The organism is Streptomyces sp. TLI_185, assembly GCF_003814765.1.
Lineage (GTDB): Bacteria > Actinomycetota > Actinomycetes > Streptomycetales > Streptomycetaceae > Streptomyces.
Map to the genome: position 1 here is coordinate 2,494,861 of NZ_RKRB01000001.1, position 25,630 is coordinate 2,520,490.

The window sequence follows — 25,630 nt, forward strand, 5'->3', positions numbered from 1 at the left end:
AAACAGTAACCGTGTCAGTGCCGGACAGGGCAGATGTTGTGAATGCACAGCCTTGTAACAGGACGGAGGGGACACAAGGCACCCTCCGGACAGTGCCGACACACCCGGCGCACTACGGAAACCGGGTGCACGGGGCGGTCTCGTGTCGGATCATGGACGCCATGTCTGCGAACCCACACGACGCTCTGCCGATCCGGCTCAACGTCGACGACAGCGACTCGCCGTCCGACGTCGTCGACGCGCTGTTCCTCGGCCGCTTCGCGACGGGCGAGCAGCCGTACTCGCATGCGGCGAACATCGACCGCGTCCGGTCCGGGGCGACGCTGCTGCCGCCGGGCGCCCGTGTGCTGCGCATGGCCCGTGACGACGACCGCAGCGCGACGCTGGCGGAGGGCGACGGCTGGACCCTGCTGATCTCCCGCTGGAACCGCGGCGCCGACGTCACGGTGACGGCGACCAGCGCCGAGCTGGCGCAGAAGGTCCTCGACCAGGCGACGGAAGGCGCGGCGGACGAGCCCGAACCCCAGCCGGAGAACGTGACGATGGGCTTCTGGTACGTCTCCCCCAGACGCGGCCCGCACCGCACCACCCGGCAGATCTCCGCGGGCACGTGGGACGAGGTGCGGGAGAACTACACGGCGCCGGTGGCGGCCGCCATGGACCGCCTGATGCAGACGACTCCTCAGGACATCGCGGGCCGCCTGCTCCTGCTGCACGGCCCGCCGGGCACCGGCAAGACCTCCGCCCTGCGCACGCTGGCCCGTTCCTGGCGGGACTGGTGCCAGGTGGACTGCGTGCTCGACCCGGAGCGCCTGTTCTCCGACGTCGGCTATCTGATGGACATCGCGATCGGCGAGGAGGACGGGACGGGCAAGGGCCGCTGGCGGCTGCTGCTCCTGGAGGACTGCGACGAGCTGATCCGCGGCGAGGCCAAGCACACGGCGGGCCAGGCGTTGTCGCGGCTGCTGAACCTGACCGACGGCCTGCTCGGCCAGGGCCGCAATGTGCTGGTGGGCGTGACGACCAACGAGGACCTGGAGCGCCTGCACCCGGCCGTGGTCCGCCCGGGCCGCTGTCTCGCCCGCATCGAGGTCGGGTCGCTGACCCGCGCGGAGGCGGTGAACTGGCTGGGCACGGACGAGGGCGTGGGCCGCGAGGGCGCGACCCTGGCCGAGCTGTACGCGCTGCGCCGCGGCACCTCGCCGACAGCGCTGCCGGAACCGCGGGACGAGGCGGACGCCGGGCTGTATCTGTAGGCGACCGGTGTTTTGATGGACGTATGACCCTGTTCGTCGGGACGTCGGGGTGGCAGTACAAGGACTGGCGGGACGTGCTGTACCCGGCCGGGTGTCCGACGCGGCTGTGGCTGGAGGAGTACGCGGCCCGTTTCGCCACAGTCGAGATCAACAACGCGTTCTACCGGCTCCCCACGCGGGAGAACTTCGAGAACTGGCGGGACCGGGTGCCGCGGGATTTCGTGGTCACGGTGAAAGCGAGCCGGTATCTGACCCACATCAAGCGGCTGCGGGATCCGGAGGAGCCGGTCGACCGTCTGATGAGCCATGCGGCGGGCCTCGGCGACCGTCTGGGCCCGGTGCTCCTGCAACTCCCGCCGACGCTGAAGGCCGACGCGAGGCTGCTGGACGCATGCCTGGCCTGCTTCCCCTCGTCGACCCGGGTCGCGGTCGAACCGCGTCACGACTCGTGGTGGACGAAGGAGGTACGGAAGGTCCTGGAAGCCCGGGGTGCGGCCCTGTGCTGGGCCGACGTCCAGGGCCGCCCCGTCACTCCGCTGTGGCGTACGACCGACTGGGGCTACGTCCGCTTCCACGAGGGCCGCGCCCGTCCGTGGCCGCACTACGGCCGTCGCTCCCTGGAGACCTGGGTGGACCGCATCGCGACCACCTGGTCCGACGCCCGGGACGTGTACGCGTACTTCAACAACGACCCCGGCGGGGCGGCGGTGAAGGACGCGGTGACCTTCGGCCGGACGGCCACCAGGGCAGAACTCACGGTGACACGCACACCGGAACTGACCGCACGGCGCTGACCAGGACCTGTCCTGCGGACCGGAGCGTCTACAGAGAACGGCGCCGGGCAGCGCTCCCGAAGGGGCGCGGGGCGTGTCGATGTGCGGCTCCGCCGCGTGGGCGCGACAAGCCACGACGGACCCGCACGCGATCAACGGCCTATGCGCAGCACTCCCGCAGACTGCTCACCCCTCGTAAGCCGCCCGCAGGGCATCCCGCACAGCCGCCAGCGCATCGGCCTCCGTGAGACCGAGCCGCCGGGCCCGCTCGACGTAAGCCTGAGCAGCCGACGCCAGCTCCCGCTCCGCCGCCGAGCCCGCGGCAGCGACGAACGTGCCGTTGCGCCCCCGCGTCTCGATCACCCCGTCGCTCTCCAGCGCCCGGTACGCCTTGGCGACCGTGTTCGCCGCGAGCCCGAGCGATTCGGCCAGCCCCCGCACGGTCGGCAGGCGGTACCCCACCGGCAGCACCCCCGACCGCGCCTGCTCGGAGATCTGCGCCCGCACCTGCTCGTACGGCGCGGCACTGTCGTCGATGTGGATCTTCAAGGTCACGCTGCCGATTGTCCCGCACCGGCCCGAAAATTAAGAGGCACCCGGGTGCGCCTTCCCCGTAGCGTGCGCCCAATGACAGTGACCGTGCGCGATCTCCGCTCCGACGACCGGGCCGACGTGGAGGGCTTCGCCCATGTCCGCCATCTGGCCCTCCCGCACATCCTGTGGACCCCGGACGCCATCGTCCACCGCCTCGCCCACACCCACCCCGACGCCCGCTTCAGATCCCTGGTCGCGGAGGAGGACGGCGAGGTCGTCGGCACCGCCCAGGTGCAACTGGCGTACGACAGCCCGGAGCCGGGCCAGGGGATGCTCAACATCTATGTGCACCCGGACAGGACCCGCCGCGGCGCCGGCGACCTCCTGGTCCGAGCGGCCGAGAAGCACCTGACCGGGCACGGCGCGACCAAGCTGTTCGCCTGGGTGCTGGACGAGCCCGCCAACCGGGCCTTCGCCGAACGGCGCGGCTACCGCGCCAGCCGCTCCGCCCACTTCCTCCGCCTCGACCTGACCGGTGGGACGCTCCCGCCGCTCCAGTCCCCGCCGCCGGGCGTCGAGCTGCGCTCCGCGGCCGACTTCGCGGACGATCCGCGCCCGCTGTTCGAGCTGGACGCGATGACGGTGTCGGACGAGCCGAGCGACGTCGAGGCCGAGCTCACCGACTACGAGAGCTGGATCGAGGAGACCTGGAAGGCTCCGCTGCTCAACCGGGAGCTGACCACGATCGCGCTCGTCGAGGGACGCCCGGCCGCCTTCAGCCTGGCCTGGACGGACACCGCCACCGGCCGCTACGCCACCGCCATGACCGGCACCGCCCGCCCCCACCGCGGCCGCGGCCTGGCCAAGCTCACCAAGAACGCCTCCCTGCACCGCGCCCGCGCCGCGGGATACACGGTGGCGCTCACGGGCAACGACTCCGAAAACGAGCCCATGCTCGCGATCAACAAATGGTTCGGATACGAGATCTGCGCATCGGAGGTGCGGTATGTCCGCGAACTCGCCTGATCAGCCGAGGCAGTTGGACGTCGTTCTGGTCAAGGCGGGCCGGACGAAGATCCGTTACGGGGCGGAGCTGCTCGGCGACGACGGTACGCGCGTCGTCGTCCGTGCCCCCTGGGCGGGCGACGGCGTCCGCGACTTCGGGTTCGTCCGCTTCGAGAAGGGCGACGTCTTCACGGAGTACTACTGGCGCGACCGCTGGTACGCGGTGAAGGAGGTCCGCGACGCCGAGGGCACCCTGAAGGGCTGGTACTGCGACATCACCCGCCCGGCCACCCTCTCCGGCACCGAACTGGTCGTCGAGGACCTCGACCTGGACCTGTGGCACTCCGCCGACGGCACGGACGTACTCCGACTGGACGAGGACGAGTTCGCCGAGAGCGGCTTGACGGAGACGGACCCGGACGCCGCGGCAGCCGCCGTCGCCGCCCTGGACGAGCTGGAGACGCTGGCCCACGAGGGCGGCTTCGACGCGCTGCTGGCCTGAGGGACTCACTCACACCAGCGCCACCACCGCGTACCGCTCGTCCGTCACCTCCCTCCCCCACAGCTGCGCGTCCTCCGACAGCCGCTCCACCCGCACCTCACCGGCGAGCGGCGCGAGGAGACCGGTGAGCACGCCGGCCGGTATGCCGACCGGCGTGACCGTCCCCCACACGCCCTCGACCAGCACAAGCCGGCCTCCCGGGCGCACCAGCTCCCGCCAGTGCCGCAGGACCCGGCCGGGGTCGGGCAGCGCCCACAGCAGATGCCGTACGAGCACGACGTCGAAGCGCTGCTCCCCCACCGGCGGCGCCGCCGCGTCACCGACCAGGAACGCGGCGTCACGTCCGGCCAGCTTGGCTCTCGCGAGGCCGACCATGGCCGGGGAACTGTCCACCCCGGTCACGTGATGTCCCTGCTCGGATGCGAGGAGCGACAGACTGCCGGTGCCGCAGCCGAGGTCGAGCACGTCACTCGCCCGCTCCGGCAGCCAGGAGCGGAGCCGCTCGGCCCAGGCGCGGCGCACCTGTGGGTCGCGCAGACCGTGATCCGGTTCGTCGTCGAAGGAGGCGGCCTCCGCGTCCCAGTCCACAGCCGCCCAGCTCAGCGCGTCATTGTCATTCGTCATGCGCCCAAGAGTGACACCCGCCACTGACAGTCGATTCGTGACAGCCACCACAGACAGACCCCGACCGATGAGTCACTCTCCCCGAAAGGGTCTACCTCCGCGAGAACGCGGAACCCGGTAGAACCTGAAGGAGGCAGCCATGCGCCGCACCACTGTGCAGAAGCCCCTGAGGAAGACGGACTCCCGCAAGGTCCGCGAGGAGGCCGACGAGCGTCCCGCAGGGCGCCCGGAGGTCCGCAAGGACATCGCACGAACGTGGTGGCCGGACGGCTGAAGCAGCCGTCCCAGCCAGTCAGTGGGTCAAGTCAGTCCAGCCGTTTGCGGTAGTGGATGCGGTCGTAGGGGCCGGTCACCCGCCGCTCCACGACCTCATAGCCGAACTTCGGATAGATCTTCTGGTTCTCCCACATCATCGCGTTGGTGTGGAGCCTGACCTCGGGCAGACCGAGCGCACGCGCGCGTGCGTCCACGAACTGCAGCAGCCGTCGCCCCACGCCCCTGCCGTGCGCGTCGGGATGGACGGCGATGTTGTCGAGATACAGATGGTCCGCGTGCTCCTCGAGCACGACCAGGCCGATCACCGGGTCTCCCGTCACGAACACCCTGCCCGCGGCCACGTTCGCCGTGTGGTCCGCCTCCATGGGCTGCGGCACCACCCCGATGCGCTCGATGTAGTGGTGGTAGGCGGCGTCGGTCACGGCCTTCACGGCCGGTACGTCGGCGGCGACGGCCGCCCGGATCTCCTCGTCGGTCATGCCGCGCACGGTATTACCTGATCCCAGACTGAGCACTCCCTTAACGGCACCATAAGGATCTCCATCACCCGCCTCCAGCAGGCGATTTCACGGTTTCTTGGGGCTAGCTTCTGATCGCGCCCCACGGGATTCGCCCCCGGCGATCGCCCCACGCACCAGGACCGTTCCGAGGAGATTCCGCATGCCCGCACGCCGCCGCAAGGTCGCCGCTCTCACCGCCCTCGGCGCCGCCCCGCTCGCCCTGACCGCCCTCGCCGCTGCCCCCGCGTCCGCGCACGGCACGATGGGCGACCCGGTCAGCCGGGTCTCGCAGTGCTACGCGGAGGGCCCGGAGAGCCCGAAGTCGGACGCGTGCAGGGCGGCGGTCTCGGCCGGCGGCACCCAGGCCCTCTACGACTGGAACGGCATCCGTATCGGCGACGCGAACGGGCAGCACCGGACGCTGATCCCGGACGGCAAGCTGTGCAGCGCGAACAACGAGGAGTTCAAGGGGCTCGACCTGGCCCGCGCCGACTGGCCGGCGACGAGCGTGAGCGCCGGCTCGTACACCTTCAAGTACCGCGTGACCGCACCGCACAAGGGCACCTTCAAGGTGTACGTCACCAAGGCCGCCTACGACCCGGCGCACCCGCTCGCCTGGTCCGACCTGGACCTGGAGCACCCGGTGGCGACGGCCACCGACCCGGTCGCCACGGGCGGCTTCTACACGTTCTCCGGCACGCTACCCGAGCGCTCCGGCAAGCAGCTCCTGTACGCGATCTGGCAGCGCTCCGACAGCCCGGAGGCGTTCTACTCCTGCTCGGACGTCACCTTCGGCGGCAACAGCGGCAGTGGTGGTACGACGACGAGCGGCCCGTCCCCGGCTCCGAGTGCCTCCGCCCCCTCCGACCAGCAGATCGAGGCGGGGGCCGACAAGTCGACGGTCGAACACCACGGTCACGGTGACGCCGACGCGAGCACCTCGGCGGACCCGACGACCGCTGCTGCCGCGGCCAACGAACCCAAGGCGGCCGGCACCTCGGAGAACCTCGCCGAGACGGGCGCCGACGACAGCACCCCGTACCTCGCCATCGGCGGCGCGGCGGCCCTGGCGCTCGGTGCGGCGGCCCTGTTCGCCTCGGTCCGCCGCCGTGCGACCGGCGACGGCGGACGGCACGGCCGCTGACCCGGCCGAAGAGCGCGGGGCCTGTCCGGCGGCTCAGGTCGGACAGGCCCCGAGAGGTGCGTCAGAGCCTGGGTCATATCCCCGGCCGGGCGCGCGACGCCTGGCACGCACTCCCCCACTGCCTTAAAGGCGTGGGGGGACGCCCAGCCGCGTTGCCGAAACGCCCTAGTAGCTCCGCTACGAGGGCGCTCCGGCGCCTTGCGATCGCACGCACCAGACGCCGCGCGCCGATCCGACCGGAGATATGACCCAGGCTCTCAGCCCAGTGCCGACGCACAGGTGGTGGCGGTGGCGTGCGCCGGGTCGAGGGCGTTGGCCGCCTCGTGGAAGGCGATCCGGTCGGTCAGCCCGACCAGTGCATGCTCGGAGAGGTCGACCGAGCACAGGTTCTGCAGCAGCACGTTGTGCACGTCGGAACCGCTCAGGAACTGGCTGCGGTACGGCGTGACCACCTCGTCGTACTTGGTGGCGATGACCGTGTAGTGGACGCCGGGAACGGTGTCCCCGCCCGCGTTGAGCTTGGTGAGGAAGGCGGATCCGACGACCTGGTCGGCCAGTGCGGGGGTCGCGGCGGAGATCAGGTCGGATGCGCCGGGGAAGTACGGCAGCAGGTTGGTGAAGCCGTCGAGGTCGGTGCCGTGGTTGCTGGGTGCGATGCCGACGAGGGCGTTCACCTTGGCGGCTCCGCCGAGGAACTTGAGGTAGTAGCGGGGCATCATGCCGCCCTGAGAGTGGCCGACGAGGTCGACCTTGGCGGCACCGGTCGCGGCGAGCACCTTGTCGACGTAGGCGGACAGTTGCTCTGCCGACTTGTCGATGGGTCCGAGGCCGTAGAAGACGGGGACGCCCGTCAGTTGGCCGTAGTCGAGGGCGAAGACGCAGTAGCCGCGATCCTCCAGATACGGCGCGAGGGCCAGCCAGTTGTCGACGGAGTTGGCGAGGGTGCCGTGGACCAGGACGACGGGCCGGGGGTGGGCGGCGGACGGCTTGCAGGAGTAGTCGTTCCAGCCGCTCGACGAGGTCACGGCCGTGTCGGCGGCGTGGGCGGCGGTGGCGGGGACGGTGGCGACCGCGGCGGTCAGCAGCAGCGCGGTCAGGGGTCTGAGCACTCGTTTCCAGGGCAGCATCGTGTGATCTCCTTGCGGCTCAAGGGAGTTGCGATGGCCTTACGCCCTGTGATCCGGATCACGAAGGATGCTGTTCACTCGTCAAGTTACGGGTGAGTAGCGCAAGTGTGAAGTTACGCGTCAGTAAAAACTTCCAGTGATAACTGACTCGGCAGTAGCCGATGCCGAACCCTCACCAGGCAGGCCGGATGGGCCCATAGGGCGCAATGCGCCCCAACTGCCCGCGCAGCGCCCGCACTTCACCCTCACCGAGCACGGCACTCCACTCCCGCACCACCTCCGCGGCGGCCTCCTCCGCGGCCCGCGTACAGGCCCACCCCCGATCGGTCAGCACGATCAATTTGGCGCGCGCATCCACAGGGTGCGCCCGGCGCTCGGCATAGCCCTTCCGCACGATCTCGTCGACGAGCTGACTGGCGGCCTGCTTGGTGACGCCGAGGTGGGCCGCGAGGTCGGTGACCGTCGCGCCGTCCGGTGCGAGCCGCGCGAAGGCAAAGCCGTGCGCGGGCCTCACCCCCTCGAAGCCGCGAGCGACGACGCCCTCGTTGATGCGCCGCGTGAGCTCACCGGCGACGGCGAGCAGGGCGGCGGACAGGGCCATGGCCTCGGAGTTCTGCACGGAGGCATTGAAACACCCTTGACGAAATGGTCAAGCAGCTTGACTATGAATTCGGATAGTCAAGCTGCTTGACCATATGGATCGGAGTCAGCCATGCCCGTCATCCGCACGTCCGAAGCCGTCACCCACGCGATCCACGGCGCCCGCTTCGTCTCGTACGCCACTCCGCTCACCGGAAGCAAGGAGCTGTGCGCCTGGCGCGGCGAGATCCCCGCCGGGACCAAGGCGCCTTTCCACACCGTCAGCCGCGAGGAGATCTTCCATCTGCTCATCGGCGAACTGCTCATCACCCTCGACGGCCGCACCGACCGCATCACGGCGGGCGACACGGTCATCGTGAACCCCGGCGCGACCCTCGGAGTCGAGAACCCCACCGATCAGACGGCGATCTCCTGGGTCACCACCTCCATCGGCCTGGAGGCGGTACTGGAGGACGGCACGCGGATCACACCCCCATGGGCCAACTGACCTTCAGCCACGAGGAGTTACGCCGCCAGCGCACCCGGCCGCACCGCTCCCGGTCCGAACTTCGCCCGGACCCGGTCCGCGACCTCCTCGATGCGGCGGGCCTTCTCGTCCACCGGGTCGAAGGTGAGCTGATAGGAGGCCTGTTCGGCGGGACCGAGGGACTCGGCGCGGAGAGTGAGGGCGCGGACGCGGGCGCGCTGGAGGCCCAGGGACTCGTACATGCCGTACGCCGTCCTGGTCAGGGCGGCCGAGTGGGCGGTGGGTTCCTTGAGGGTGCGGGTGCGGGTCGTCGCGGTGCGGTCGGCGTAGCGCGCGGTGAGGGTGAGCGTGCCGCAGACCTTGTCCAGGGCACGCAGCCGGGCGCCCAGTTCCTCGGCGGCCGAGAGGAGAGCGCGGCGGTGCCGGTCCGGGCTCAACTCGTCGCGGGTGAAGGGGCGTTCGGTGGCCATGGAGCGGGAGCCGGCGTTCGGGACGACCCGGCCGCGGTCGACGCCGTTCGCCTTCTCGTGCAGTTCGCGGGCCGTCTTCGCACCGATCAGGCGCTGGAGTGTGGAGAGGGGTGCGGCGGCGACCCCGCCCAGGGTGTCGAGGCCGTACTCGCCCAGGGTGCGGGCGGCGGCCGTGCCGACGCCGGGGAGCGCGGTGACCGGACGGTCCGCGAGGAACTCCGCAATGCCGTCCGGATCGCCGGGAACCTCGCAGGTCAGCCCGGGCCTGGCCGAGCCCAGTGCCACGCGGGCCAGCATCGGGCCCGGCCCGGCGCCGATCGCGCAGTCGACGCCGTACAGGGCGAGGGCACGCACCCGGATCACCGCCGCCAGCTCGACCGCGCTGCGCCCGAAGTACCGCTCGGCGCCCCGCAGATCGGCCAGCGCCGCGTCCGGCGGCAGCGCCTCCACGACCGGGGTGAACTCCTCCAGCAGCCCGAGCAGCCCCGACAGGGCGGCCTCGTCCGTCGGAGGCAGCTGGAAACGTACGCACACGATGGTCATCCCGCACTCCCCGGGCTCTGGTGCCACAACTTCCGTACCTGTGAGGGCTCTTGACCCGCCGGTCGCAGATCGGCCCACGGGTTCATCTCGTATCCGGTGGGCAGGTGGATTCGCCTGCCGCCGGCCGAATCCCCGCCGCTCTCCGGCAGCGGCTGCGCCAGTCGTTTCGCCACCTCGTCGAGGCCGCCCTCGGCGCGCAGTTCGACCAGTTCGGCGAGGTTCCAGGCGGCGGCGCCCACCACGCTGAGGCTGCGCGGGCCGCGCCGCTGCACCACTCCGCGCACCAGCAGCAGCCAGGAGTGGAAGACCGTGTGGGCGCAGGCGTCGTGGGAGTCGTCGAAGAAGGCGAGGTCGACCAGGCCCGTGCCGTCGTCCAGGGTGGAGAAGATGACGCGCTTGCCGGAGCGGATCGGCGGGGTCTGCGTCGCGGCCTTGGCGCCCGCCACGAGGACCGTCTCGCCGTGCCTCGTCTCGCGCAGCCGGCGCGCGGAGACCACGCCCAACTCGTCGAGGAAGGCCCGGTGATCGTCCATCAGGTTGCGTGAGGCGTCCATCGACAGCACTCCCAGCTCGGCACTGAGTTTCTCCGCCTCCGACAGGTCCGGCAGCCCGGCCGGTGCCGTCTTCCGCCCGCCCGCCAGGGGGAGTTGGCCGCCGCCCGCACCCCGGGCGCCCCGCTGCAGTTCGGTCAAGTGCAGTTGCAGGTCACGGCGGTTGGCGCCGAAGGAGTCCAACGCGCCGACCTGAGCCAGCCTTTGAGCCAGCGGCCTGCTCGGCCGCGCCCGCTCCCAGAAGTCCAGCAGCGAGGCGTACGGCTGCCCCTCCGCGATCCGCGCCGCCTCGGCCTCACTGATGCCGTACACATCGGAGAGGGCAAGCCGCAGCCCCCAGACACCCTTGGACCCCTTGGATTCAGACACCAGTTCGATACGGTGTGCGACCGCCGACCTGTTCACATCCAACGGCAGCACCGGCACCCCGCGCCGCCGCGCGTCCGCCAGCAGCAGCCGCTTCGGATACATCCCGGGGTCGTGCGTGAGCAGCCCGGCATAGAAGGCGGCCGGATGATGCGCCTTCAGCCACGCCGACTGGTACGTCGGCACGGCGAAGGCGACCGCGTGCGCCTTGCAGAAGCCGTACGACCCGAAGGCCTCGATGATCTCCCAGGTCCGCCGAATCGTTTCCGCGTCGTATCCGTTGACCGCCGCGTGCTGTGCGAACCACACCTTGATCCGCCCCTGCGACTCCGGGTCCGACAGCCCGCGCCGCACCCGGTCCGCCTCGCCGCGTCCGCAGCCGGTCATGATGGCCACGATGTCGATGATCTGCTCGTGGAAGACGACGACCCCGTACGTCCCCTTCAGCGGCTCCTCCAGGTCCGGGTGCGGATAGCGGACCGGCGCCCGCCCGTGCCGCGCCTCGATGAACGGCCGCACCATGTCGGCGGCGACCGGGCCGGGACGGAAGAGGGAGATGTCGACGACGAGGTCGTGGAAGGTGGCCGGCTGCAGGCGCCCCACCAGGTCCCGCTGGCCCGGCGACTCGATCTGGAAGCAGCCCAAGGTCTCGGTGGAACGGATGAGTCGATACGTCGCCGGGTCGCCGCCCTCGAGCGTGTCCAGGTCGATCCGCTCCCCCGTGGCCCGCTCCACCTCGGCGACCGCGTGGGCCATCGCCGACTGCATCCGCACCCCGAGCACGTCGAGTTTGAGCAGTCCGAGGTCCTCGACGTCGTCCTTGTCGAACTGCGACATGGGGAAGCCCTCCCCGCTGGTCGGCATGACCGGTGTACGACTCAACAGGGAGGCGTCGGAGAGCAGGACCCCGCAGGGGTGCATGGCGACTCCGCGCGGGAGGGCGTCGAGGGCCTCGACCAGCTCCCAGAGCCGGCCGTACCGCTCCTTCTCCCCTGCCAGTGCGCGCAGTTCGGGCAGTTCGTCGAGCGCCGCGCGGGCGTCGCGGGCCCGGATGTGCGGGAAGGACTTGGCGATGCGGTCGATGTCGGCCGGATCCATGGACAGGGCCGCGCCGACGTCACGGATCGCGTGGCGGACGCGGTACGTCTCCGGCATCGCGACCGTGGCGACCCGCTCCTCGCCGAACCGGCCGATGATCGCGCGGTAGACCTCAAGGCGGCGTGCGGACTCCACGTCGATGTCGATGTCGGGGAGCACGACCCGCTCCTTGGACAGGAAGCGCTCCATCAGCAGTCCGTGCTCGACCGGGTCGGCGTTCGCGATGCCGAGGAGGTGGTTGACCAGGGAGCCCGCTCCGGAGCCGCGGGCGGCGACCCGGACGCCCATGCCCCTTACGTCGTCCACCACTTGAGCGACCGTCAGGAAGTAGGAGGCGAAGCCGTGGTGGGCGATGATGTCCAGCTCCCGGTGCATCCGCTCCCAGTAGGCGCGCCTGCCGGAGTAGCCGTTCAGCACCATCCCTGCCGCCGCCCGCGAGGCCAGTGCCCGCTGGGCGGTGCGGCGGCCGGCACCGACGAGGTGCGGCTCGGGGAAGTGGACGGCGCCCATGCCGAGGTCGTCCTCGGGGTCCACCAGGCACTCGGCGGCCGTCGCCTGCGTCTGCTCCAGCAGACGGTGGGCGGTGTCGCGCCGGTAGCCCGCGGCCTCGACGATCCGCTCGGCGGCATGCAGCATGGCGCCCGCGTCCTTGAGCCAGGCCTCGCCCGAGTCCAGTTCCTTCGCCGGGTCGACGGGGACCAGGCGGCGGGCCGCGTCCAGGACGTCGGCGACCGGGCCGAGGCCGGGGTCGGCGTAGCGCACGGCGTTGCTGAGCACCGGGCGGATGCGCTGTTCGGCGGCGAAGCCGACGGTGCGGGCGGCCAGGCGCAGGGAGCCGGGGCCGGTGCCCTTGCGGCCGTGCCAGACCGTCTCGAGGCGCAGGGCGTCGCCGTAGATCTCACGCCAGGGGGCGAGCAGCCTGGCCGCGCGGTCGGGGCGGCCGGCAGCGAGGGCGCGGCCGACGTCGGAGGCGGGGCCGAGCAGGACGGTCAGACCGTCGGCCCGGTTGTGGGTCCAGGGCAGCAGGGGCGGGCCGTCGGCGGAGTGCGCCGCGGTGACCAGGCGGCACAGGTCGGCCCAGCCGCGGGCGCCGTCCCGGGCGAGGAAGGTGACGCGGGGTGTCGACTCGTCGATGAAGGCACCGCCGCGTACGGGGGTGCGGCGCCTTTCCCGTCGTACGGGATCGTCCTCCCGCAGCCGGGCGGGCTGCTCCACCGCCAGTTCCGCGCCGAACAGCGGGCGCACGCCCGCCTTGGCGCAGGCCTTGGCGAAGCGGACCGTGCCGGCGAGGGTGTCGCGGTCGGTGAGGGCGAGGGCGTCCATGCCCCGTTCGAAGGCGCGCTCCGCCAGCCGCTCCGGATGCGAGGCGCCGTAGCGCAGGGAGAATCCGGAGACGGTGTGCAGATGTGTGAAGCCAGGCATCCGCACCTCCCGCCGTCTGAGCTTGTCATCCGTTATCGAACATCAGTTCCCGACTGCCACATCCCCACCATAGACCAAAAACCGAACGAGTGTGCGACAACCGTTCGGCCCTCCCCCACCTGCGGAAACGCCCGCCGCCCCGGACCGTGAGGACATGGCACAGAGGAGCTTTCTCACCGAGGTGAAGGACGCGGTCACCCCGCGCGCCACGCTGCTGGTCGTCGGTGTGATCGCCCTCCAGCTGCTGTTCATCGCCTCCTATGTGGGCGCGCTGCACGACCCCAGGCCCAAGGACGTGCCCTTCGGAGTCGTCGCGCCCAAGGCCGCGGCCGAGCAGGCGGTGGCCCGGCTGGACAAGCTGCACGGCTCACCCTTCGACCCGCGTGTGGTGGCGGACGAGGCGACGGCGCGCGCGCAGATCCTGAACCGCGACATCGACGGCGCGCTGATCGTCCACCCGGCCCGGACCGCCGACACGCTCCTGGTCGCCAGCGGCGGCGGCACGGTTCTCGCGAACACCCTCCAGCAGTACCTCGCCCTCCTGGAGGCCTCTCAGCAGCGGACCGTCCGGACGGTGGACGTGGCCCCTGCCTCGTCCCAGGACTTCGACGGGCTGTCCTCCTTCTATGTGGTCGTGGGCTGGTGCGTCGGCGGCTATCTGTGCGCCTCGATCCTGGCGATCAGCACGGGCGCCCGGCCCGCCAACCTGCGCCGCGCGGTGATCCGGCTGGTCGTGATGGCGCTGGTCTCGATCGTCGGCGGGCTCGGCGGGGCGGTGATCGTGGGCCCGATCCTGGGTGCCCTGCCGGGGAGCGTGCCGGCTCTGTGGGGGCTGGGTGCGCTGATCACCTTCGCGGTCGGGGCGGCGACACTCGCGCTCCAGGGAATCTTCGGGATCGTCGGCATCGGTCTGGCGATCCTGCTCGTGGTGATCGCGGGCAATCCGAGTGCGGGCGGTGCGTTCCCGCTGCCGATGCTGCCGCCGTTCTGGAAGGCGATCGGGCCGGCGCTGCCGCCGGGCGCGGGGACCTGGGTGGCTCGGTCGATCGCGTACTTCGACGGCAACGACACGACCGACGCCCTGCTGGTGCTGTCGGCCTGGGCAGCGGCCGGGATCGCGATCACGCTGGCGGCGGCGGTACTGCGCGAGAAGCGCGCGGGTCCGGCCGCGCCCTGAACCTGGTGGCGGCGGTACTGCGCGAGAAACGGGCGGGTCCGGCCGCGCCCCAAAGGGGCGCGGGGCCGCATCCATATGCGGCTCCGCCGCACGGGCGCGACCAGCCACGACGCACCCGCAGACAAATCCACCGCACATCCGCGGAGCGCCTGGCACGCGAAAGTCCCGCCCCTCGCGCGCGGGGCGGGACTTCACGCAACTTCGAGCAACTTGGTTCTGCGGAGCCGGTGTGACGCTCAGCCGATCTGGGCGCCCTCGGCCGACAGCGCCTCGGTGACCGGCTGGAAGAACGTCTCGCCACCGGCGCTGCAGTCGCCGCTGCCGCCGGAGGTGAGGCCGATCGCCGACTCGCCGTCGAAGAGCGAGCCGCCGCTGTCGCCGGGCTCGGCGCAGACGTCGGTCTGGATGAGACCGCTGACCGTGCCCTCGGAGTAGTTCACGGTGGCGTTCAGGCCGGTGACCGTGCCGGTGTGCACCTGGGTGGTGGAGCCGCTGCGGGTCACCTTCTCGCCGACCGTCGCCTCGGCCGCCTTGGTGATCTTCTGGGTCGAGCCGTTGTAGAGGTCGACCTCGCTCGGGTGGTCCACGTCGGCGGTGTACTTCACGAGGCCGAAGTCGTTGCCCGGGAACTGGGAGTCGGCGTTCTCACCGATCTGGTTGCCGCCGGAGTCCGACCAGGTCTTGATGGCGTCGGTGCAGTGCCCGGCGGTGAGGAAGTACGCCTCGCCCCCCTTGGTCACGTTGAAGCCGAGCGAGCAGCGCCCGCCCGAGCCGGAGATGGCGTCGCCGCCCGCGATGAAGGGCTTGAACTCCCCCTTCGAGCGCTTGAGTTCGGCCTTGGCGCCGAGCCCGTCGACGACCTTGGAGAGCTTGGCCCACTCGGCCTTGGAGACGGTCTTGTCGGCGGTGACGACGACCTTGTTGCTCACCGGGTCCGTCGACCACGACGTGCCGGGGATGGTGGCGTCCTTGGTCAGCGTCGTACGGGCGGCGTCGAGTTCGGCGAGGGAGTTCTCGACGACTCTGGCCTTGGCGCCGGCCGCCTCGACGGTCTTGGCGGCGGCCTGGTCGAGGACGTTCACGACGAGGCTCTTGGCCTTCGCGTCGTAATACGTTCCCGCCGCGTCGGCGCCGAGGTTCTTGCCGAGGGTCGAGGCGAGCTTTCCGGCCGCCACGGCCGACAGGGTCTCGGGCGCGGAGGTCTTCGAGGGCTCGCTGGCGTTCGCAGTCTGGAAGGTGACTCCCGCGGCTACCAGTGCGGCTATGCCCGCACCTACCACGGCTGCACGCCGCTTGGGTATGCGTCGGTGCTTCAACTCACGTCCTCCTGTGGGGGGTCGGTCCGGGAGGTTGTGGGGACCTCACGAACCGGAAGGCGTTGAACAGCGCCTACTATCCCGAGGTCGACAGGGAGCACACAAGGGCGTCTTCAGGACGCGCGTAGAACGGGGTTTGCGCGCCCCCGCATTTTTGACAGTCCACGGTCACCCCATGTCTTCGCTCTGCAAACACTACGAGCGAGTAGTCCGTGTGCAGTGCGTGAGGTCTAGTCCTGTCCGGAATTCGCCCCCTCGGGGCCGGGCTCCAAGCGCGGCACGGGAGGCGGCAGTTGCTCCTGCACCGGTTGCTGCTGCGCCGGCACCGGCTGCTGCGGGACCTGCTGGGGCGCCCCGGTCGGCTGCTGCGCCCTCTCCAGGAACCGCAGCAACTCCACCGGGAACGGCAGGACGAGCGTGGAGTTCTTCTCGGCGGCGACGGCCGTCACCGTCTGCAGCAGCCGCAGTTGCAGCGCGGCCGGGGTGTCCGCCATCTGCTGCGCGGCCTCGGCGAGCTTCTTCGACGCCTGGAGTTCGGCGTCGGCGTTGATGACCCGGGCCCGGCGCTCCCGGTCGGCCTCGGCCTGCCGGGCCATCGAGCGCTTCATGGTCTCGGGCAGGGACACGTCCTTGATCTCGACGCGGTCGATGGTGACGCCCCACTCCACGGCCGGGCTGTCGATCATCAACTCCAGCCCCTGGTTGAGTTTTTCCCGATTGGACAGCAAATCGTCCAGTTCGCTCTTGCCGATGATGGACCTGAGCGAGGTCTGCGCCATCTGCGCGACCGCGAACCGGTAGTCCTCGACCCGGACGACCGCCTCGGACGGCCCGGTCACCTTGAAGTAGACGACCGCATCCACCCGCACGGTGACATTGTCCCGGGTGATGCCCTCCTGCGCGGGCACGGGCATCGTCACGACCTGCATATTGACCTTCTGGAGCCGGTCCACGAACGGCACGATCATCGTGAACCCCGGCCCGCGCACCTCGTCGCGGAGCCTGCCGAGCCGGAACACCACACCGCGTTCGTACTGCTTGACGACCCGCGCCGCCGCCATCACATACACCACACCGGCGGACGCGAGGGTCACTCCCGCCGCCACCAGCTCCTCGACCATGTCGGCCCCCCAGGGGACTGAGCCTTGACTGCACTTCGAAACCTGCACTTCGAAGCCTGTACTTCGAAGGTAACTCCGTCACCCGAGCAAGAGGGAGCCCCCGCACGCCAGTTGCGTACGGGGGCCGCTCGCAGGAAATGTCAGCCGATGCTCACGCCGTAGTAGCTCAGCGCCTCGGTGACCGGCTGGAAGAAGGTCGTGCCGCCGGAGGAGCAGTTGCCGCTGCCGCCGGAGGTCAGTCCGTACGCCACGGTGCCGCCGTACAGCGGGCCGCCGCTGTCGCCGCCCTCGGCGCAGACCGTGGTCTGGATCATGCCGTAGACGATGTCGCCGCTGCCGTAGTTGACGGTGGCGTTCAGGGCGGTGACCCGGCCGCTGTGCGTGCCGGTGGTGGAGCCGCGGCGGTAGACCGTGGTGCCGACGCTCGGGGTGGCCGCGCTGGTGATGGTCTGGCTGCCGACCGTGCTCGGGTGCGAGATCGACGAGTTGGTGTAGCGCACCAGCGCGAAGTCGTTGGTCGGGAAGCTGTAGCCGACGTTGGTGCCCAGGGTCGTGGTGTGACCCGAGTTGGAGTACCAGGTGGAGGCGACCTCACCGCAGTGGCCCGCGGTCAGGAAATAGTAGGTGCTCCCGCTGTGCACGTTGAAGCCGAGGGAGCAGCGGTACTGGCCGCCGTAGATGGCGTCGCCGCCGCTGATCAGCGGCTTGAACTGCCCGGAGGTGTGCTTGATGGTGAGGGCGCCGGCGTTGCTGCCGGCCTGCCGCTTGATCTTCGCGATCTCGGCCTTGGAGACCGTGCTGTCGACGGTGACGACGACACGGTTGGTCTTGCTGTCGACGGCCCAGGCGGTGCCCGGGACGTCGGCCTTGAGCACCGAGGCGTCGGCGCTCTTCAGCTGGGTCGTGCTGAAGGGGGTGGCGGTGGACGCGTTCGCGCTGGGGACCGCGATCGCGGCGGCGGCCACGAGACCGGTGGTGACGGCGATCAGCCGGGTCCGTCTCGCAATACCGCTGCGGGGGATGGTGCGCTTGATCCTCACGTTCGTTCCTCCCAAGGGGAAGTCGGTGGGCCCGCGTGGGGTCGGGGCCCGTGAGGCGCAGCCAGGGCCGCATTCGTCCGGATTCCGGACACGCCGTGCCCCTGACAAGCGCTTGCGGGGAGTATTCGGCCGAACGGCCGGTAGGCGCAAGGGCGCCTTTCGGCCGTCAAGCCCTCGAGGAACCATGAGATTTGGACATCTCTGCCCTGGTTCAGACCAGGTTGCGGACTCCCGCCTCGACCGCGTGTTCCCCCGTCGCTGAGACCATGCAGAAGCAGTCAGACCGTCCGCCTCGCCGGCTGCCGGCACCGCCGAGTCACCTTCGGCCGCCCAGCTCCTCGGGATGTCCGGAAGTCGCCCGTCCGGATGGTCCTCGGCCCCAGGGTGCCCCCAGGCCGTTCATGCGCCGGAGGAGGGTACTGGGTCGGGCAGCCCGAGATGCGAGCGCAGCGTCGCGCCCTGGTATTCCGTGCGGAACGCGCCCCGCTCCTGCAGCAGCGGCACGACGCGGTCCACGAACTCGTCAAGTCCGACCGGGGTGATCAGCGGTTGGAGGATGAAGCCGTCGGCGGCGTCCTTCTGCACGAACTCGTCGAGCTCGGCTGCGACGGCCTCGGGTGTGCCGATGAAGGACTGCCGGCCGCTCGCCTCGATCACGGTCTGCCGGATGGACAGCCCCTTCTCCTTGGACAGGGCGCGCCATTTCTCGGCGATCGCGACGGTGTCGCCGCGCCGGGTCCGCCCCTGGGTGATCGCGGAGTCCGCCACAGGGTCGATCTCGGGGAGCGGGCCGTCGGGGTCGTACGCCGACAGATCGACACCCCAGATCTGCTCCAGCGCGAGGATCGCGTTCTGCGGCGACACCTGCTGTCGCCGGATCTCGGCGGCCCTCTCCTGGGCCTCGGTGGCGGTGTCGCCGAGGACGACGGTGACACCGGGCATGATCTTCAGGTCGTCCGGGTTCCGGCCGTACTTCTCCAGGCGGCGCTTCACATCGGCGTAGAAGGAACGCCCCGCCTCCAACGTGCCGTGCCGCGTGAAGACGACGTCGGCCGTGGATGCGGCGAACTCCCGTCCCTCGGCCGAGTCCCCGGCCTGTATGACGACCGGGTGCCCCTGCGGTGAGCGCGGTACGGTGAACTCGCCCGCGATGTCGAAGTGCTGCCCGCGGTGCGCGAACGGCCGGGGGACGCCGTCAGGGGTCCAGGAGTCCCACAACTTCCTTGCTACGGCGACGAATTCGGCGGCCCGCGCATACCGGTCCGCATGGTCGAGGAAGCCGCCGCGCCGGAAGTTCTCGCCGGTGAAGGCGTCGGAGGAGGTCACCACGTTCCAGGCCGCGCGGCCGCCGCTGAGGTGGTCCAACGTGGCCAGCCTGCGGGCGAGTTCGTACGGCTCGTTGAAGGTCGCGTTGACGGTGGCGGCGAGACCGAGGTGTTCGGTGACGCCGGCCAGCGCGTTCAGCACGGTGAGCGACTCCGGCCGCCCCACCACGTCCAGATCGTGGATACGGCCCTTGTGTTCGCGCAGCCGCAGCCCCTCGGCGAGGAAGAAGAAGTCGAACAGACCGCGTTCGGCGGTGCGGGCGAGGTACTCGAAGGACGAGAAGTCGATCTGCGACCGGGACCGCGGATCGGACCACACCGTGGTGTTGTTGACGCCGGGGGTGGGGGTCCCCCCGCTCGAGCGAAGTCGAGAGTGGGGGAGTGCCGCCAGATGGCAGTGCTTTTTGAGCGGCCTCCGGCCGCGGGCCCCGCGAGTCCGTACGGTCATGACGCTCCCCCTGTCACGGCGTACCGGTTGGCGGGCCTGGCGAGGCCCAGGTGCTCCCTGAGGGTGCTGCCCGGGTAGAAGGTGCGGAACAGGCCGCGGTGCTGGAGCACCGCCACCGTGCCGTTGACGAGCCGCTCCAGGTCACGGCGCGGCTCGGTGGGCGTGAGGTGGAAGCCGTCGACGATGCCGTCCGCGTGCCAGCCGGCGATCAGCTCGGCGAGGTCCACCGGGCCGCCCCGGTACAGCGGGCCCTGCACGGTCTGCCGGGGGCCGCCCCCGCCGTGGGCCGGTTCGGCGGCGTGCTCGCCGTCGCCGAGGTCGACGAGGAGGCTCACGAGCACGCGCAGGGTGTCCGGGTTGCGTCCGAACTCCGCGGCGGACTGGCGGAGTTGGTCCCGTACGGCGGCGACCTGTGCGGGGCTCGCGGCCCGCACGAGAGCCACGTCGGCGTACCGGGCGGCGGTGCGCCGGGTGTGCCCCTCCGTGGCGTCGACCACGCGGATCGGGTGGCCCTGCGGAGGCCGCGGCACGATCGAGGGGCCCTTCACCGAGAAGCCGGCGCCGGTGAAGTCGACGTGGTGCAGCTTGTCCCGGTCGATGAAGCGGCCGGTCGCCAGGTCCCGTATCTCGGCGTCGTCCTCCCAGCTGTCCCACAACCTGGCGGCCACGTCGGCGACTTCGCCGGCCTCGCGCCACAACTCGTCGGCGGGTACGGCGTGCCGGCGGCCGAAGAGACGGGCCTCGCCCTCGGTGGTGGACACGTCGATCCGCCAGCCGGCCCGGCCGCGGCTGACCCAGTCGAGGGTGGCGACGGCGGCCTGGACGTGGAAGGGCTCGGTGTGCGTGGTGGTGACGGTGGGGACCAGGCCGATGCGGGCGGTGGCGGGGGCGACGCGGGACAGGACGGCGAGCGCGTCGGGGCCGGGGCGGGCGAAGGTGTCGTCCAGCGTGACGAAGTCCAGGCCGCCGCGCTCGGCGAGCCGCGCCAGTTCGATGTGGGAGCCGGCGTCGAACACCGCCGGCTGGTCCAGGGCGGCGGCCAGGTGCAACCGCCCCCGGCCGTTCGATGAGGTCATGTGGGGGGAACCTTTCAGAGAACCTTGGAGAGAAACGCCCGTGTCCGCTCGTGGCGGGGAGCGTCCAGCACGTCACCGGGCGGTCCCTGCTCGACGATCCTTCCGTCGGCCATGAACACCACCGTGTCGGCGACCTCGCGGGCGAAGCCGATCTCGTGCGTGACGACGATCATCGTGGTGCCCTGATGGGCCAAGTCCCTTATGACGTCGAGGACTTCGCCGACCAGCTCGGGGTCGAGCGCGGACGTCGGTTCGTCGAAGAGCAGCAGCTTGGGCTCCAGCGCGAGCGCCCGCGCGATGGCCACCCGCTGCTGCTGTCCGCCGGAGAGCTGCCGCGGGTAGGCGTCGGCCTTGTCCGCGAGACCCACACGGTCGAGCAGTCGGCGCGCACTTTCGACGGCCTCCTTGCGCGGCCGTTTCAGCGCGGACACCGGTGCCTCGATGATGTTGTCCACCACGGTGAGGTGCGGGAACAGATGGAAGTTCTGGAAGACGAACCCGATCCGTGTCCGCTGCTTGAGCACCTCACGCTCGGGCAGTTCGTGCAGCTTGTCGCCGGAGCGCCGGTAGCCGACCAGCGTGCCGTCGACGCTGATCGCGCCGTGGTCCACTTTCTCCAGGTGGTTGATGGTGCGCAGCAGCGTCGACTTGCCGGAGCCCGACGGACCGAGAACGACCGTGACCTCGCCGGTGCGCACCTCCAGATCGATGCCCTTGAGGACCTCGAGCGAGCCGAAGCTCTTGTGGACGGATCTGATGTCGACCATGACGCTCATCGGGGCACTTCCTTGGATGGGAGGGAGGCGGGTCATGCGGCTGCGCTGTCGGCCGGCTCGCGCAGGAACAGCAGTGCCGCCCTTGCCGTGGCATCGTTCTGCCGGAAGGCAGGACCGCCGGTGCGCGGCCGGGTGAAGGCGCCGGGCGTGCGTCCGTCGGTGTAGGGCCCGAGCGCGAACCGCCGGGGATGAGGCCGCCCGGCCCCGTCGAGGAGCCGCCCGTCGGCGGGGTCCACCCGGAGCAGCCCGTCGGGGGTCTCGACGGCGCCGTCGGCGTGCAGTTCCCGCAGCAGGGTGTCGCGGGCCCGTCCGACGGTGGGCTCGGGCAGCCGCGCCTCGACCAGCGCCCTTGCCTCCACGAAGGCGCCCGGAACAGTGGCACTGGACGCCCGGAACACCCCGCCCTCGGCGCTGACGGTCATGTCGGCGCCGACGAACTTCAGGACACCGGCACGGGACAGCGCCAGCATCTGCCGCAGCCGCGGCCCGGGCGGCCCGGAGGCCAGATAGCTGAAGAAGCTGTGCCACCAGGGGCCGATGCCACCGAGCCGGACCAACTGGCCGTAGACGGAGAGCAGGCCGAAGAAGACCGCCAAGTCCGGGCTGTACTCCGGATCGTGACGTCTGCTCAGGTCTTGCTCGACATACGTGCGCAGTCCGTCCTGGAACTCCTCGAACGAGCCGTACCGCACCCCGTCCAGCGGGTGGTCGAGCGCGGCCAGGTCCAGCCGGTCCACGGGGTCCGGCACGGCGGCCGCCACGAGGGCCTGGATGTCCGCGCCGTTCCCGGCCGCGTACTTCTCCTCGAAATCGGCCCAGGACATGAGGGTCCGCTCCGGATGCACGGTGAACAGCCGGTGGTAGTGCGCGAACCCCAGCTCCTTCTCCACCAGCGGCCACACATCCCGCCGGCTGTATCCGACAGCGGCTCCCCCGCGGGCGACACCCTCCGACCGCGCGAGCAGCGCCTCGACCTCGGGCGGCCCGAAGAACCTCGGCAGCGGCGGCCGTTCACCGCTCCAGTCGTAGCCGATCTTCGAGTGGTACGGCACTCCGCGCCGCGAGCCGACGTACAGCACCGGCTCCTGCCCCGACGGCACATAGGTGTCGCCCTCGTACCGTCCGCCCCGCCCCTCGGTCAGCAGCACCATGAGGTCGACGAAGGCGAGCCCGAACCCGCGCACGAGGACGGGCTCACCGGCCTTCAGCGCGGACAGGTCACTGTCGGCGGTGAAGTCGGGCGGAAGGTGGACCAGTCCATGAGTACGTGCATACTCGGCCAACTCGGCCTGCTGGTCGTCGAGTTCGGCGTCGAGGTGGCCGAGCGCGAGCACGACGAGGTCGGCCAGGAGCGGGCGCGGGCGGCCCTCCAGCCAGACCTGCTGACGGCCCTCGCGCGGGCCGGTGACCCGCAGGGCCCGCCGGGGATGGTGGTGGACGACGACGCCCGGGGGCAGGTAGGCGACGGCCTGTTCATGCACCCAGCGCAGATAGGCCCCCTGGAGCTGACGGTCCGCAAAGGTACGGCCGTCGATACCGGCCCACTCGTGCAGCGTGGGCCCCTCCCGCACCGGGCCCTCCATGGCCACCGTCTCGTCGGTGAACATGGTGACGTCCTCGGCGTGGGAGTTCATCCACAGCAGTGGCGACTGCGCGGCACGCCAGATGCGTCCTGCGCCCGGCGGATGCGGGTCGACGAGATGGATGTCGAAGCCCGAACCGGCGTACAGCTCGGGCGCGTTGGCAGCGATCCGCTCGATGAGACCGGTCCCCCGCGGACCGGCCCCGACGATCACCAGGGAGGGCCTCATCGCGCGCGCTCCGAACCGCGGGCGTAGTGCTTCTCCACGTAGTACTGGCCGACGCCGAGCACCGAGGTGACGACGGTGTACCAGAGGGTGGCCACCATCAGCAGCGGAATGACCTGGTAGGTGCGGTGGTAGATCAGCTGCGCCGAGAAGAGCAGGTCGTTCACGGCGATGACGCTGACGATGGAGGTGCCCTTGAGGGTGCCGATCAGCATGTTCCCGGCGGGCGGCACGATGGAGCGCATCGCCTGCGGCAGCACGATCCGCCGCCGGCGCCGCCACCGGCTCAGTCCGAGCGCCTGGGCGGCCTCGATCTGTCCGCGGTCGACGGAGAGGATCCCGCCGCGCACGACCTCGGCAGCGTAGGCGGCCTCGTGCAGCGTGAGTCCGATGACGGCGACCTCGACGGGCCCCAGCAGATTGACGGTCTTGATCCCGAACAACTCGGGATACAGGGCCCCGATGTTGAACCACAACAACAGCTGCACCAGGATCGGAATCGACCGGAAGAGCCAGACGTAGCCCCAACTCACCGCCCGCAGCACGGGGTTGGCGGACAGGCGGAACGCGGCGAGCAGCGTGCCCAGCGCAAAGCCGAGCACCATCACGACCGCGGTCAGCCACAGGGTGAGCCACAGCCCGCGCAGCACCGAGTCCGAGGTGAAGTAGTCGGCGACGACGTCCCACTGGAACGCCTTGTTGCGCAGTACGGAGTTGACGGCGAGCCCGAGAAGGGCCAGGACGACGACAGCGGCGGCCCACTGGCCGAACCGGCGCTGCGGAACGATCCGCAAGGCGTCCGCGCGCTCGGGTATGTCCGGTGCGGCCGGGATTTTGGCGATGGTGTCGGAAGACATGGGAAGGCTCCGTGACGCAGAGGTCGAACACGGTGGATGCCTTCACACGGACGCGCCGGGCTGGGCACAGCGACAGCGCGATACGGCCGAGCCCCTCAGCAGGGCCGTCCATCGACTGTACGGGGCCGTTTCCCCTCACTGTCAAGGCTGTCCGGCATGTGAGCGACACGTCTCAAGTCAGTTGACGCAGAACCGGATGCCTGTTCCACTTGGCCCATGCATCCACAGCAGTGGCTGGTCACGCGCTCCCACATCGACTTCGGTCGAGTGTGGTCCTGTTCCTGTTGAGCCGACCCCACTGCGCGCCCTGAACCGGGCGCTCTGAGCGTTCTCCCTCTTCGCCTTCACACGCGCACGCACCCCTCCCCTCGCGCTCTCTTCACTCCTCCCTGCTTCCAGGAGACCGCACACGATGCGCACGCTCACGCGTACCCGTAGACAAATTTTTGCACCTTTCGCCCTGATTACTTCGGCTACTCTGCTGCTCACCTCTTGCGGCTCCGGTTCGGACGGCTCGACCGGCACCGTGGGCACCTCGGCGAAGGCCGACAAGAACCCCACGACCGACGTGGTCTCCGGTGTCCACAAGGACGAGGCGTCGGCAGAGCTCCTCCCGTCGGGCACGACAAGCCTCACCGTCGCCTACAGCGTGGGCGGCACTCCGCCCGGCACCACCTACCTGGACGACGGCAGAACCCTGACCGGCCAGGACGTCGACTTCGCCAACGCGGTCGCCAAGGTGCTCGGCCTCCGGCTCAAGTCCGAACAGGCGGGCTTCGAGGCGATCCTGCCGGCCCTCGACAGCGGCAAGTACGACTTCGGCGCGAGCAACTTCGGCGTCACGGACGAACGCCGCAGGACCATCGACTTCGTCACCTACATCAACGACGGCCAGGGCTTCGCCACCCGCAAGGACAGCAAGCTCTCCAAGGTCACGGACCTGAAGCAGCTGTGCGGCCTGAACGTCGCAACGGGCGCGGGAACGACCTTCGAGGCGACGCTGGAGGAGAACAAGAAGCTCTGCACGACCGCCGGCAAGAAGCCGTACAAGGTGCAGACCTACAACGAGACCGGCGCCATCTGGTCCTCCCTCCAACAGGGCCGCAGCGACGTGGTGATGTCCACCATCAACGGCCTGCGTTACGCGGTGGCCCAGCAGCAGGGCGTGAAGTTCCTCAACGAGTACCACCGCCTGGACGTCGGCTTCGCCTTCAAGAAGGGCACGAAACTGGCCCCCGCCTTCCAGTCAGCAGTGAACAAGCTGATAGCAGACGGCACGTACAAGAAGATCCTCAAGAAGTGGGGCACGACGGGCTCGGCGATCACGAAGTCCCAGATCTCACCCCCGGAACTGAAGAGCTGACGGCAAGTACCCCGCGCCACTGAAGGGGCGCGGGGCTGTGCTGGATCTGCGGCTAACGCGGCCTGG

The 25,630-nt window shown here is 70.4% G+C and carries 24 protein-coding genes; 9 read left to right on the plus strand and 15 right to left on the minus strand.

What is annotated here, in order from left to right; genetic code table 11:
• Positions 1 to 161: 161 nt before the first annotated feature.
• Together EDD92_RS11255 and EDD92_RS11260 are read left to right on the plus strand one after the other, a co-directional pair.
• Positions 162 to 1,256: a DUF5925 domain-containing protein gene (locus EDD92_RS11255; protein ID WP_123964167.1), complete on the plus strand. Its 1,095-nt coding sequence runs from the start codon at positions 162 to 164 to the stop codon at positions 1,254 to 1,256.
• Positions 1,257 to 1,279: 23 nt separating this feature from the next.
• Positions 1,280 to 2,050 (plus strand): DUF72 domain-containing protein, encoded by a 771-nt coding sequence (locus EDD92_RS11260; protein ID WP_123964168.1) that lies wholly within the window; start codon positions 1,280 to 1,282, stop codon positions 2,048 to 2,050.
• A gap of 165 nt (positions 2,051 to 2,215) precedes the next feature.
• Here the strand turns inward: EDD92_RS11260 and EDD92_RS11265 are convergent, their stop codons facing one another.
• A complete protein-coding gene (locus EDD92_RS11265) occupies positions 2,216 to 2,584 on the minus strand; it encodes a GntR family transcriptional regulator (protein WP_030946310.1) in 369 nt (122 codons plus the stop codon).
• A gap of 72 nt (positions 2,585 to 2,656) precedes the next feature.
• On the opposite strand from EDD92_RS11265, the gene EDD92_RS11270 reads away from it, so the two are divergent.
• Complete coding sequence (locus EDD92_RS11270) at positions 2,657 to 3,589, plus strand: GNAT family N-acetyltransferase (RefSeq protein ID WP_123964169.1); 933 nt, start codon at positions 2,657 to 2,659, stop codon at positions 3,587 to 3,589.
• Positions 3,570 to 4,070 carry a DUF402 domain-containing protein gene (locus tag EDD92_RS11275; protein WP_123964170.1) on the plus strand — a complete coding sequence of 167 codons (501 nt, stop codon included), beginning with the start codon at positions 3,570 to 3,572 and terminating at the stop codon, positions 4,068 to 4,070. Before EDD92_RS11270 ends, EDD92_RS11275 begins: the two co-directional genes overlap by 20 nt.
• A 9-nt stretch (positions 4,071 to 4,079) precedes the next feature.
• On the opposite strand, the gene EDD92_RS11280 is transcribed toward EDD92_RS11275, so the two are convergent.
• Entirely contained in the window at positions 4,080 to 4,694 is a 615-nt protein-coding gene (locus EDD92_RS11280) for a bifunctional 2-polyprenyl-6-hydroxyphenol methylase/3-demethylubiquinol 3-O-methyltransferase UbiG (RefSeq protein WP_123964171.1), read from the minus strand.
• A 139-nt stretch (positions 4,695 to 4,833) separates the two neighbouring features.
• On the opposite strand from EDD92_RS11280, the gene EDD92_RS51045 reads away from it, so the two are divergent.
• The gene (locus EDD92_RS51045) at positions 4,834 to 4,968 is read left to right on the plus strand and encodes a hypothetical protein (RefSeq protein WP_123964172.1); all 135 of its coding nucleotides are present in this window, start codon (positions 4,834 to 4,836) and stop codon (positions 4,966 to 4,968) included.
• 31 nt (positions 4,969 to 4,999) lie between these two features.
• On the opposite strand, the gene EDD92_RS11290 is transcribed toward EDD92_RS51045, so the two are convergent.
• A complete protein-coding gene (locus EDD92_RS11290) occupies positions 5,000 to 5,449 on the minus strand; it encodes an N-acetyltransferase (protein ID WP_123964173.1) in 450 nt (149 codons plus the stop codon).
• 181 nt (positions 5,450 to 5,630) lie between these two features.
• On the opposite strand from EDD92_RS11290, the gene EDD92_RS11295 reads away from it, so the two are divergent.
• Positions 5,631 to 6,614, plus strand: a complete 984-nt coding sequence (locus EDD92_RS11295) for a lytic polysaccharide monooxygenase (protein ID WP_123964174.1) — start codon at positions 5,631 to 5,633, stop codon at positions 6,612 to 6,614.
• Between the two features lie 257 nt (positions 6,615 to 6,871).
• On the opposite strand, the gene EDD92_RS11305 is transcribed toward EDD92_RS11295, so the two are convergent.
• Together EDD92_RS11305 and EDD92_RS11310 are read right to left on the minus strand one after the other, a co-directional pair.
• Positions 6,872 to 7,741: an alpha/beta fold hydrolase gene (locus tag EDD92_RS11305; RefSeq protein ID WP_123964176.1), complete on the minus strand. Its 870-nt coding sequence runs from the start codon at positions 7,739 to 7,741 to the stop codon at positions 6,872 to 6,874.
• A gap of 172 nt (positions 7,742 to 7,913) precedes the next feature.
• The gene (locus tag EDD92_RS11310; RefSeq protein ID WP_123964177.1) at positions 7,914 to 8,360 is read right to left on the minus strand and encodes a MarR family winged helix-turn-helix transcriptional regulator; all 447 of its coding nucleotides are present in this window, start codon (positions 8,358 to 8,360) and stop codon (positions 7,914 to 7,916) included.
• 93 nt (positions 8,361 to 8,453) lie between these two features.
• Between EDD92_RS11310 and EDD92_RS11315 the strand changes: the two genes are divergently transcribed.
• Positions 8,454 to 8,828 carry a cupin domain-containing protein gene (locus EDD92_RS11315; protein WP_123964178.1) on the plus strand — a complete coding sequence of 125 codons (375 nt, stop codon included), beginning with the start codon at positions 8,454 to 8,456 and terminating at the stop codon, positions 8,826 to 8,828.
• A gap of 17 nt (positions 8,829 to 8,845) precedes the next feature.
• On the opposite strand, the gene EDD92_RS11320 is transcribed toward EDD92_RS11315, so the two are convergent.
• Both EDD92_RS11320 and EDD92_RS11325 read right to left on the minus strand, forming a co-directional pair.
• A complete protein-coding gene (locus EDD92_RS11320; RefSeq protein ID WP_123964179.1) occupies positions 8,846 to 9,820 on the minus strand; it encodes a DNA polymerase thumb domain-containing protein in 975 nt (324 codons plus the stop codon).
• Positions 9,817 to 13,257, minus strand: coding sequence for a DNA polymerase III subunit alpha (locus EDD92_RS11325; RefSeq protein ID WP_123964180.1), 3,441 nt, complete (start codon positions 13,255 to 13,257; stop codon positions 9,817 to 9,819). Before EDD92_RS11325 ends, EDD92_RS11320 begins: the two co-directional genes overlap by 4 nt.
• A 154-nt stretch (positions 13,258 to 13,411) precedes the next feature.
• Here EDD92_RS11325 and EDD92_RS11330 point away from each other — a divergent pair, with 154 nt between their 5' ends.
• The gene (locus tag EDD92_RS11330) at positions 13,412 to 14,434 is read left to right on the plus strand and encodes a DUF3533 domain-containing protein (protein WP_123964181.1); all 1,023 of its coding nucleotides are present in this window, start codon (positions 13,412 to 13,414) and stop codon (positions 14,432 to 14,434) included.
• 236 nt (positions 14,435 to 14,670) lie between these two features.
• On the opposite strand, the gene EDD92_RS11335 is transcribed toward EDD92_RS11330, so the two are convergent.
• The 8 genes from EDD92_RS11335 to EDD92_RS11370 all read right to left on the minus strand — a co-directional run bounded on the left by EDD92_RS11335 (position 14,671) and on the right by EDD92_RS11370 (position 24,201).
• Positions 14,671 to 15,750, minus strand: a complete 1,080-nt coding sequence (locus tag EDD92_RS11335; RefSeq protein WP_123964182.1) for a S1 family peptidase — start codon at positions 15,748 to 15,750, stop codon at positions 14,671 to 14,673.
• A 230-nt stretch (positions 15,751 to 15,980) separates the two neighbouring features.
• Complete coding sequence (locus EDD92_RS11340; RefSeq protein WP_123964183.1) at positions 15,981 to 16,871, minus strand: slipin family protein; 891 nt, start codon at positions 16,869 to 16,871, stop codon at positions 15,981 to 15,983.
• A 140-nt stretch (positions 16,872 to 17,011) separates the two neighbouring features.
• Positions 17,012 to 17,911, minus strand: coding sequence for a S1 family peptidase (locus EDD92_RS11345; protein WP_123964184.1), 900 nt, complete (start codon positions 17,909 to 17,911; stop codon positions 17,012 to 17,014).
• 399 nt (positions 17,912 to 18,310) lie between these two features.
• Positions 18,311 to 19,684, minus strand: a complete 1,374-nt coding sequence (locus EDD92_RS11350) for an NtaA/DmoA family FMN-dependent monooxygenase (RefSeq protein WP_123964185.1) — start codon at positions 19,682 to 19,684, stop codon at positions 18,311 to 18,313.
• Entirely contained in the window at positions 19,681 to 20,760 is a 1,080-nt protein-coding gene (locus tag EDD92_RS11355) for an LLM class flavin-dependent oxidoreductase (protein ID WP_123964186.1), read from the minus strand. Before EDD92_RS11355 ends, EDD92_RS11350 begins: the two co-directional genes overlap by 4 nt.
• Before the next feature lie 14 nt (positions 20,761 to 20,774).
• The gene (locus tag EDD92_RS11360; protein ID WP_123964187.1) at positions 20,775 to 21,536 is read right to left on the minus strand and encodes an amino acid ABC transporter ATP-binding protein; all 762 of its coding nucleotides are present in this window, start codon (positions 21,534 to 21,536) and stop codon (positions 20,775 to 20,777) included.
• 32 nt (positions 21,537 to 21,568) lie between these two features.
• Positions 21,569 to 23,347: an FAD/NAD(P)-binding domain-containing protein gene (locus tag EDD92_RS11365; RefSeq protein WP_123964188.1), complete on the minus strand. Its 1,779-nt coding sequence runs from the start codon at positions 23,345 to 23,347 to the stop codon at positions 21,569 to 21,571.
• Complete coding sequence (locus EDD92_RS11370; protein ID WP_123964189.1) at positions 23,344 to 24,201, minus strand: amino acid ABC transporter permease; 858 nt, start codon at positions 24,199 to 24,201, stop codon at positions 23,344 to 23,346. Before EDD92_RS11370 ends, EDD92_RS11365 begins: the two co-directional genes overlap by 4 nt.
• 412 nt (positions 24,202 to 24,613) lie before the next feature.
• Between EDD92_RS11370 and EDD92_RS11375 the strand changes: the two genes are divergently transcribed.
• A complete protein-coding gene (locus EDD92_RS11375; RefSeq protein WP_123964190.1) occupies positions 24,614 to 25,564 on the plus strand; it encodes an ABC transporter substrate-binding protein in 951 nt (316 codons plus the stop codon).
• The last annotated feature ends 66 nt before the right edge of the window (positions 25,565 to 25,630 follow it).

Coding starts and splice junctions, on each gene's coding strand:
- EDD92_RS11255 (WP_123964167.1), top strand. CDS start 162: ATGTCTGCGAACCCACACGACGCTCTGCCGATCCGGCTCAACGTCGAC.
- EDD92_RS11260 (WP_123964168.1), top strand. CDS start 1,280: ATGACCCTGTTCGTCGGGACGTCGGGGTGGCAGTACAAGGACTGGCGG.
- EDD92_RS11270 (WP_123964169.1), top strand. CDS start 2,657: ATGACAGTGACCGTGCGCGATCTCCGCTCCGACGACCGGGCCGACGTG.
- EDD92_RS11275 (WP_123964170.1), top strand. CDS start 3,570: ATGTCCGCGAACTCGCCTGATCAGCCGAGGCAGTTGGACGTCGTTCTG.
- EDD92_RS11280 (WP_123964171.1), bottom strand. CDS start 4,694: ATGACGAATGACAATGACGCGCTGAGCTGGGCGGCTGTGGACTGGGAC.
- EDD92_RS51045 (WP_123964172.1), top strand. CDS start 4,834: ATGCGCCGCACCACTGTGCAGAAGCCCCTGAGGAAGACGGACTCCCGC.
- EDD92_RS11290 (WP_123964173.1), bottom strand. CDS start 5,449: ATGACCGACGAGGAGATCCGGGCGGCCGTCGCCGCCGACGTACCGGCC.
- EDD92_RS11295 (WP_123964174.1), top strand. CDS start 5,631: ATGCCCGCACGCCGCCGCAAGGTCGCCGCTCTCACCGCCCTCGGCGCC.
- EDD92_RS11305 (WP_123964176.1), bottom strand. CDS start 7,741: ATGCTGCCCTGGAAACGAGTGCTCAGACCCCTGACCGCGCTGCTGCTG.
- EDD92_RS11315 (WP_123964178.1), top strand. CDS start 8,454: ATGCCCGTCATCCGCACGTCCGAAGCCGTCACCCACGCGATCCACGGC.
- EDD92_RS11320 (WP_123964179.1), bottom strand. CDS start 9,820: ATGACCATCGTGTGCGTACGTTTCCAGCTGCCTCCGACGGACGAGGCC.
- EDD92_RS11325 (WP_123964180.1), bottom strand. CDS start 13,257: ATGCCTGGCTTCACACATCTGCACACCGTCTCCGGATTCTCCCTGCGC.
- EDD92_RS11330 (WP_123964181.1), top strand. CDS start 13,412: ATGGCACAGAGGAGCTTTCTCACCGAGGTGAAGGACGCGGTCACCCCG.
- EDD92_RS11340 (WP_123964183.1), bottom strand. CDS start 16,871: ATGGTCGAGGAGCTGGTGGCGGCGGGAGTGACCCTCGCGTCCGCCGGT.
- EDD92_RS11350 (WP_123964185.1), bottom strand. CDS start 19,684: ATGACCGTACGGACTCGCGGGGCCCGCGGCCGGAGGCCGCTCAAAAAG.
- EDD92_RS11355 (WP_123964186.1), bottom strand. CDS start 20,760: ATGACCTCATCGAACGGCCGGGGGCGGTTGCACCTGGCCGCCGCCCTG.
- EDD92_RS11360 (WP_123964187.1), bottom strand. CDS start 21,536: ATGAGCGTCATGGTCGACATCAGATCCGTCCACAAGAGCTTCGGCTCG.
- EDD92_RS11365 (WP_123964188.1), bottom strand. CDS start 23,347: ATGAGGCCCTCCCTGGTGATCGTCGGGGCCGGTCCGCGGGGGACCGGT.
- EDD92_RS11370 (WP_123964189.1), bottom strand. CDS start 24,201: ATGTCTTCCGACACCATCGCCAAAATCCCGGCCGCACCGGACATACCC.
- EDD92_RS11375 (WP_123964190.1), top strand. CDS start 24,614: ATGCGCACGCTCACGCGTACCCGTAGACAAATTTTTGCACCTTTCGCC.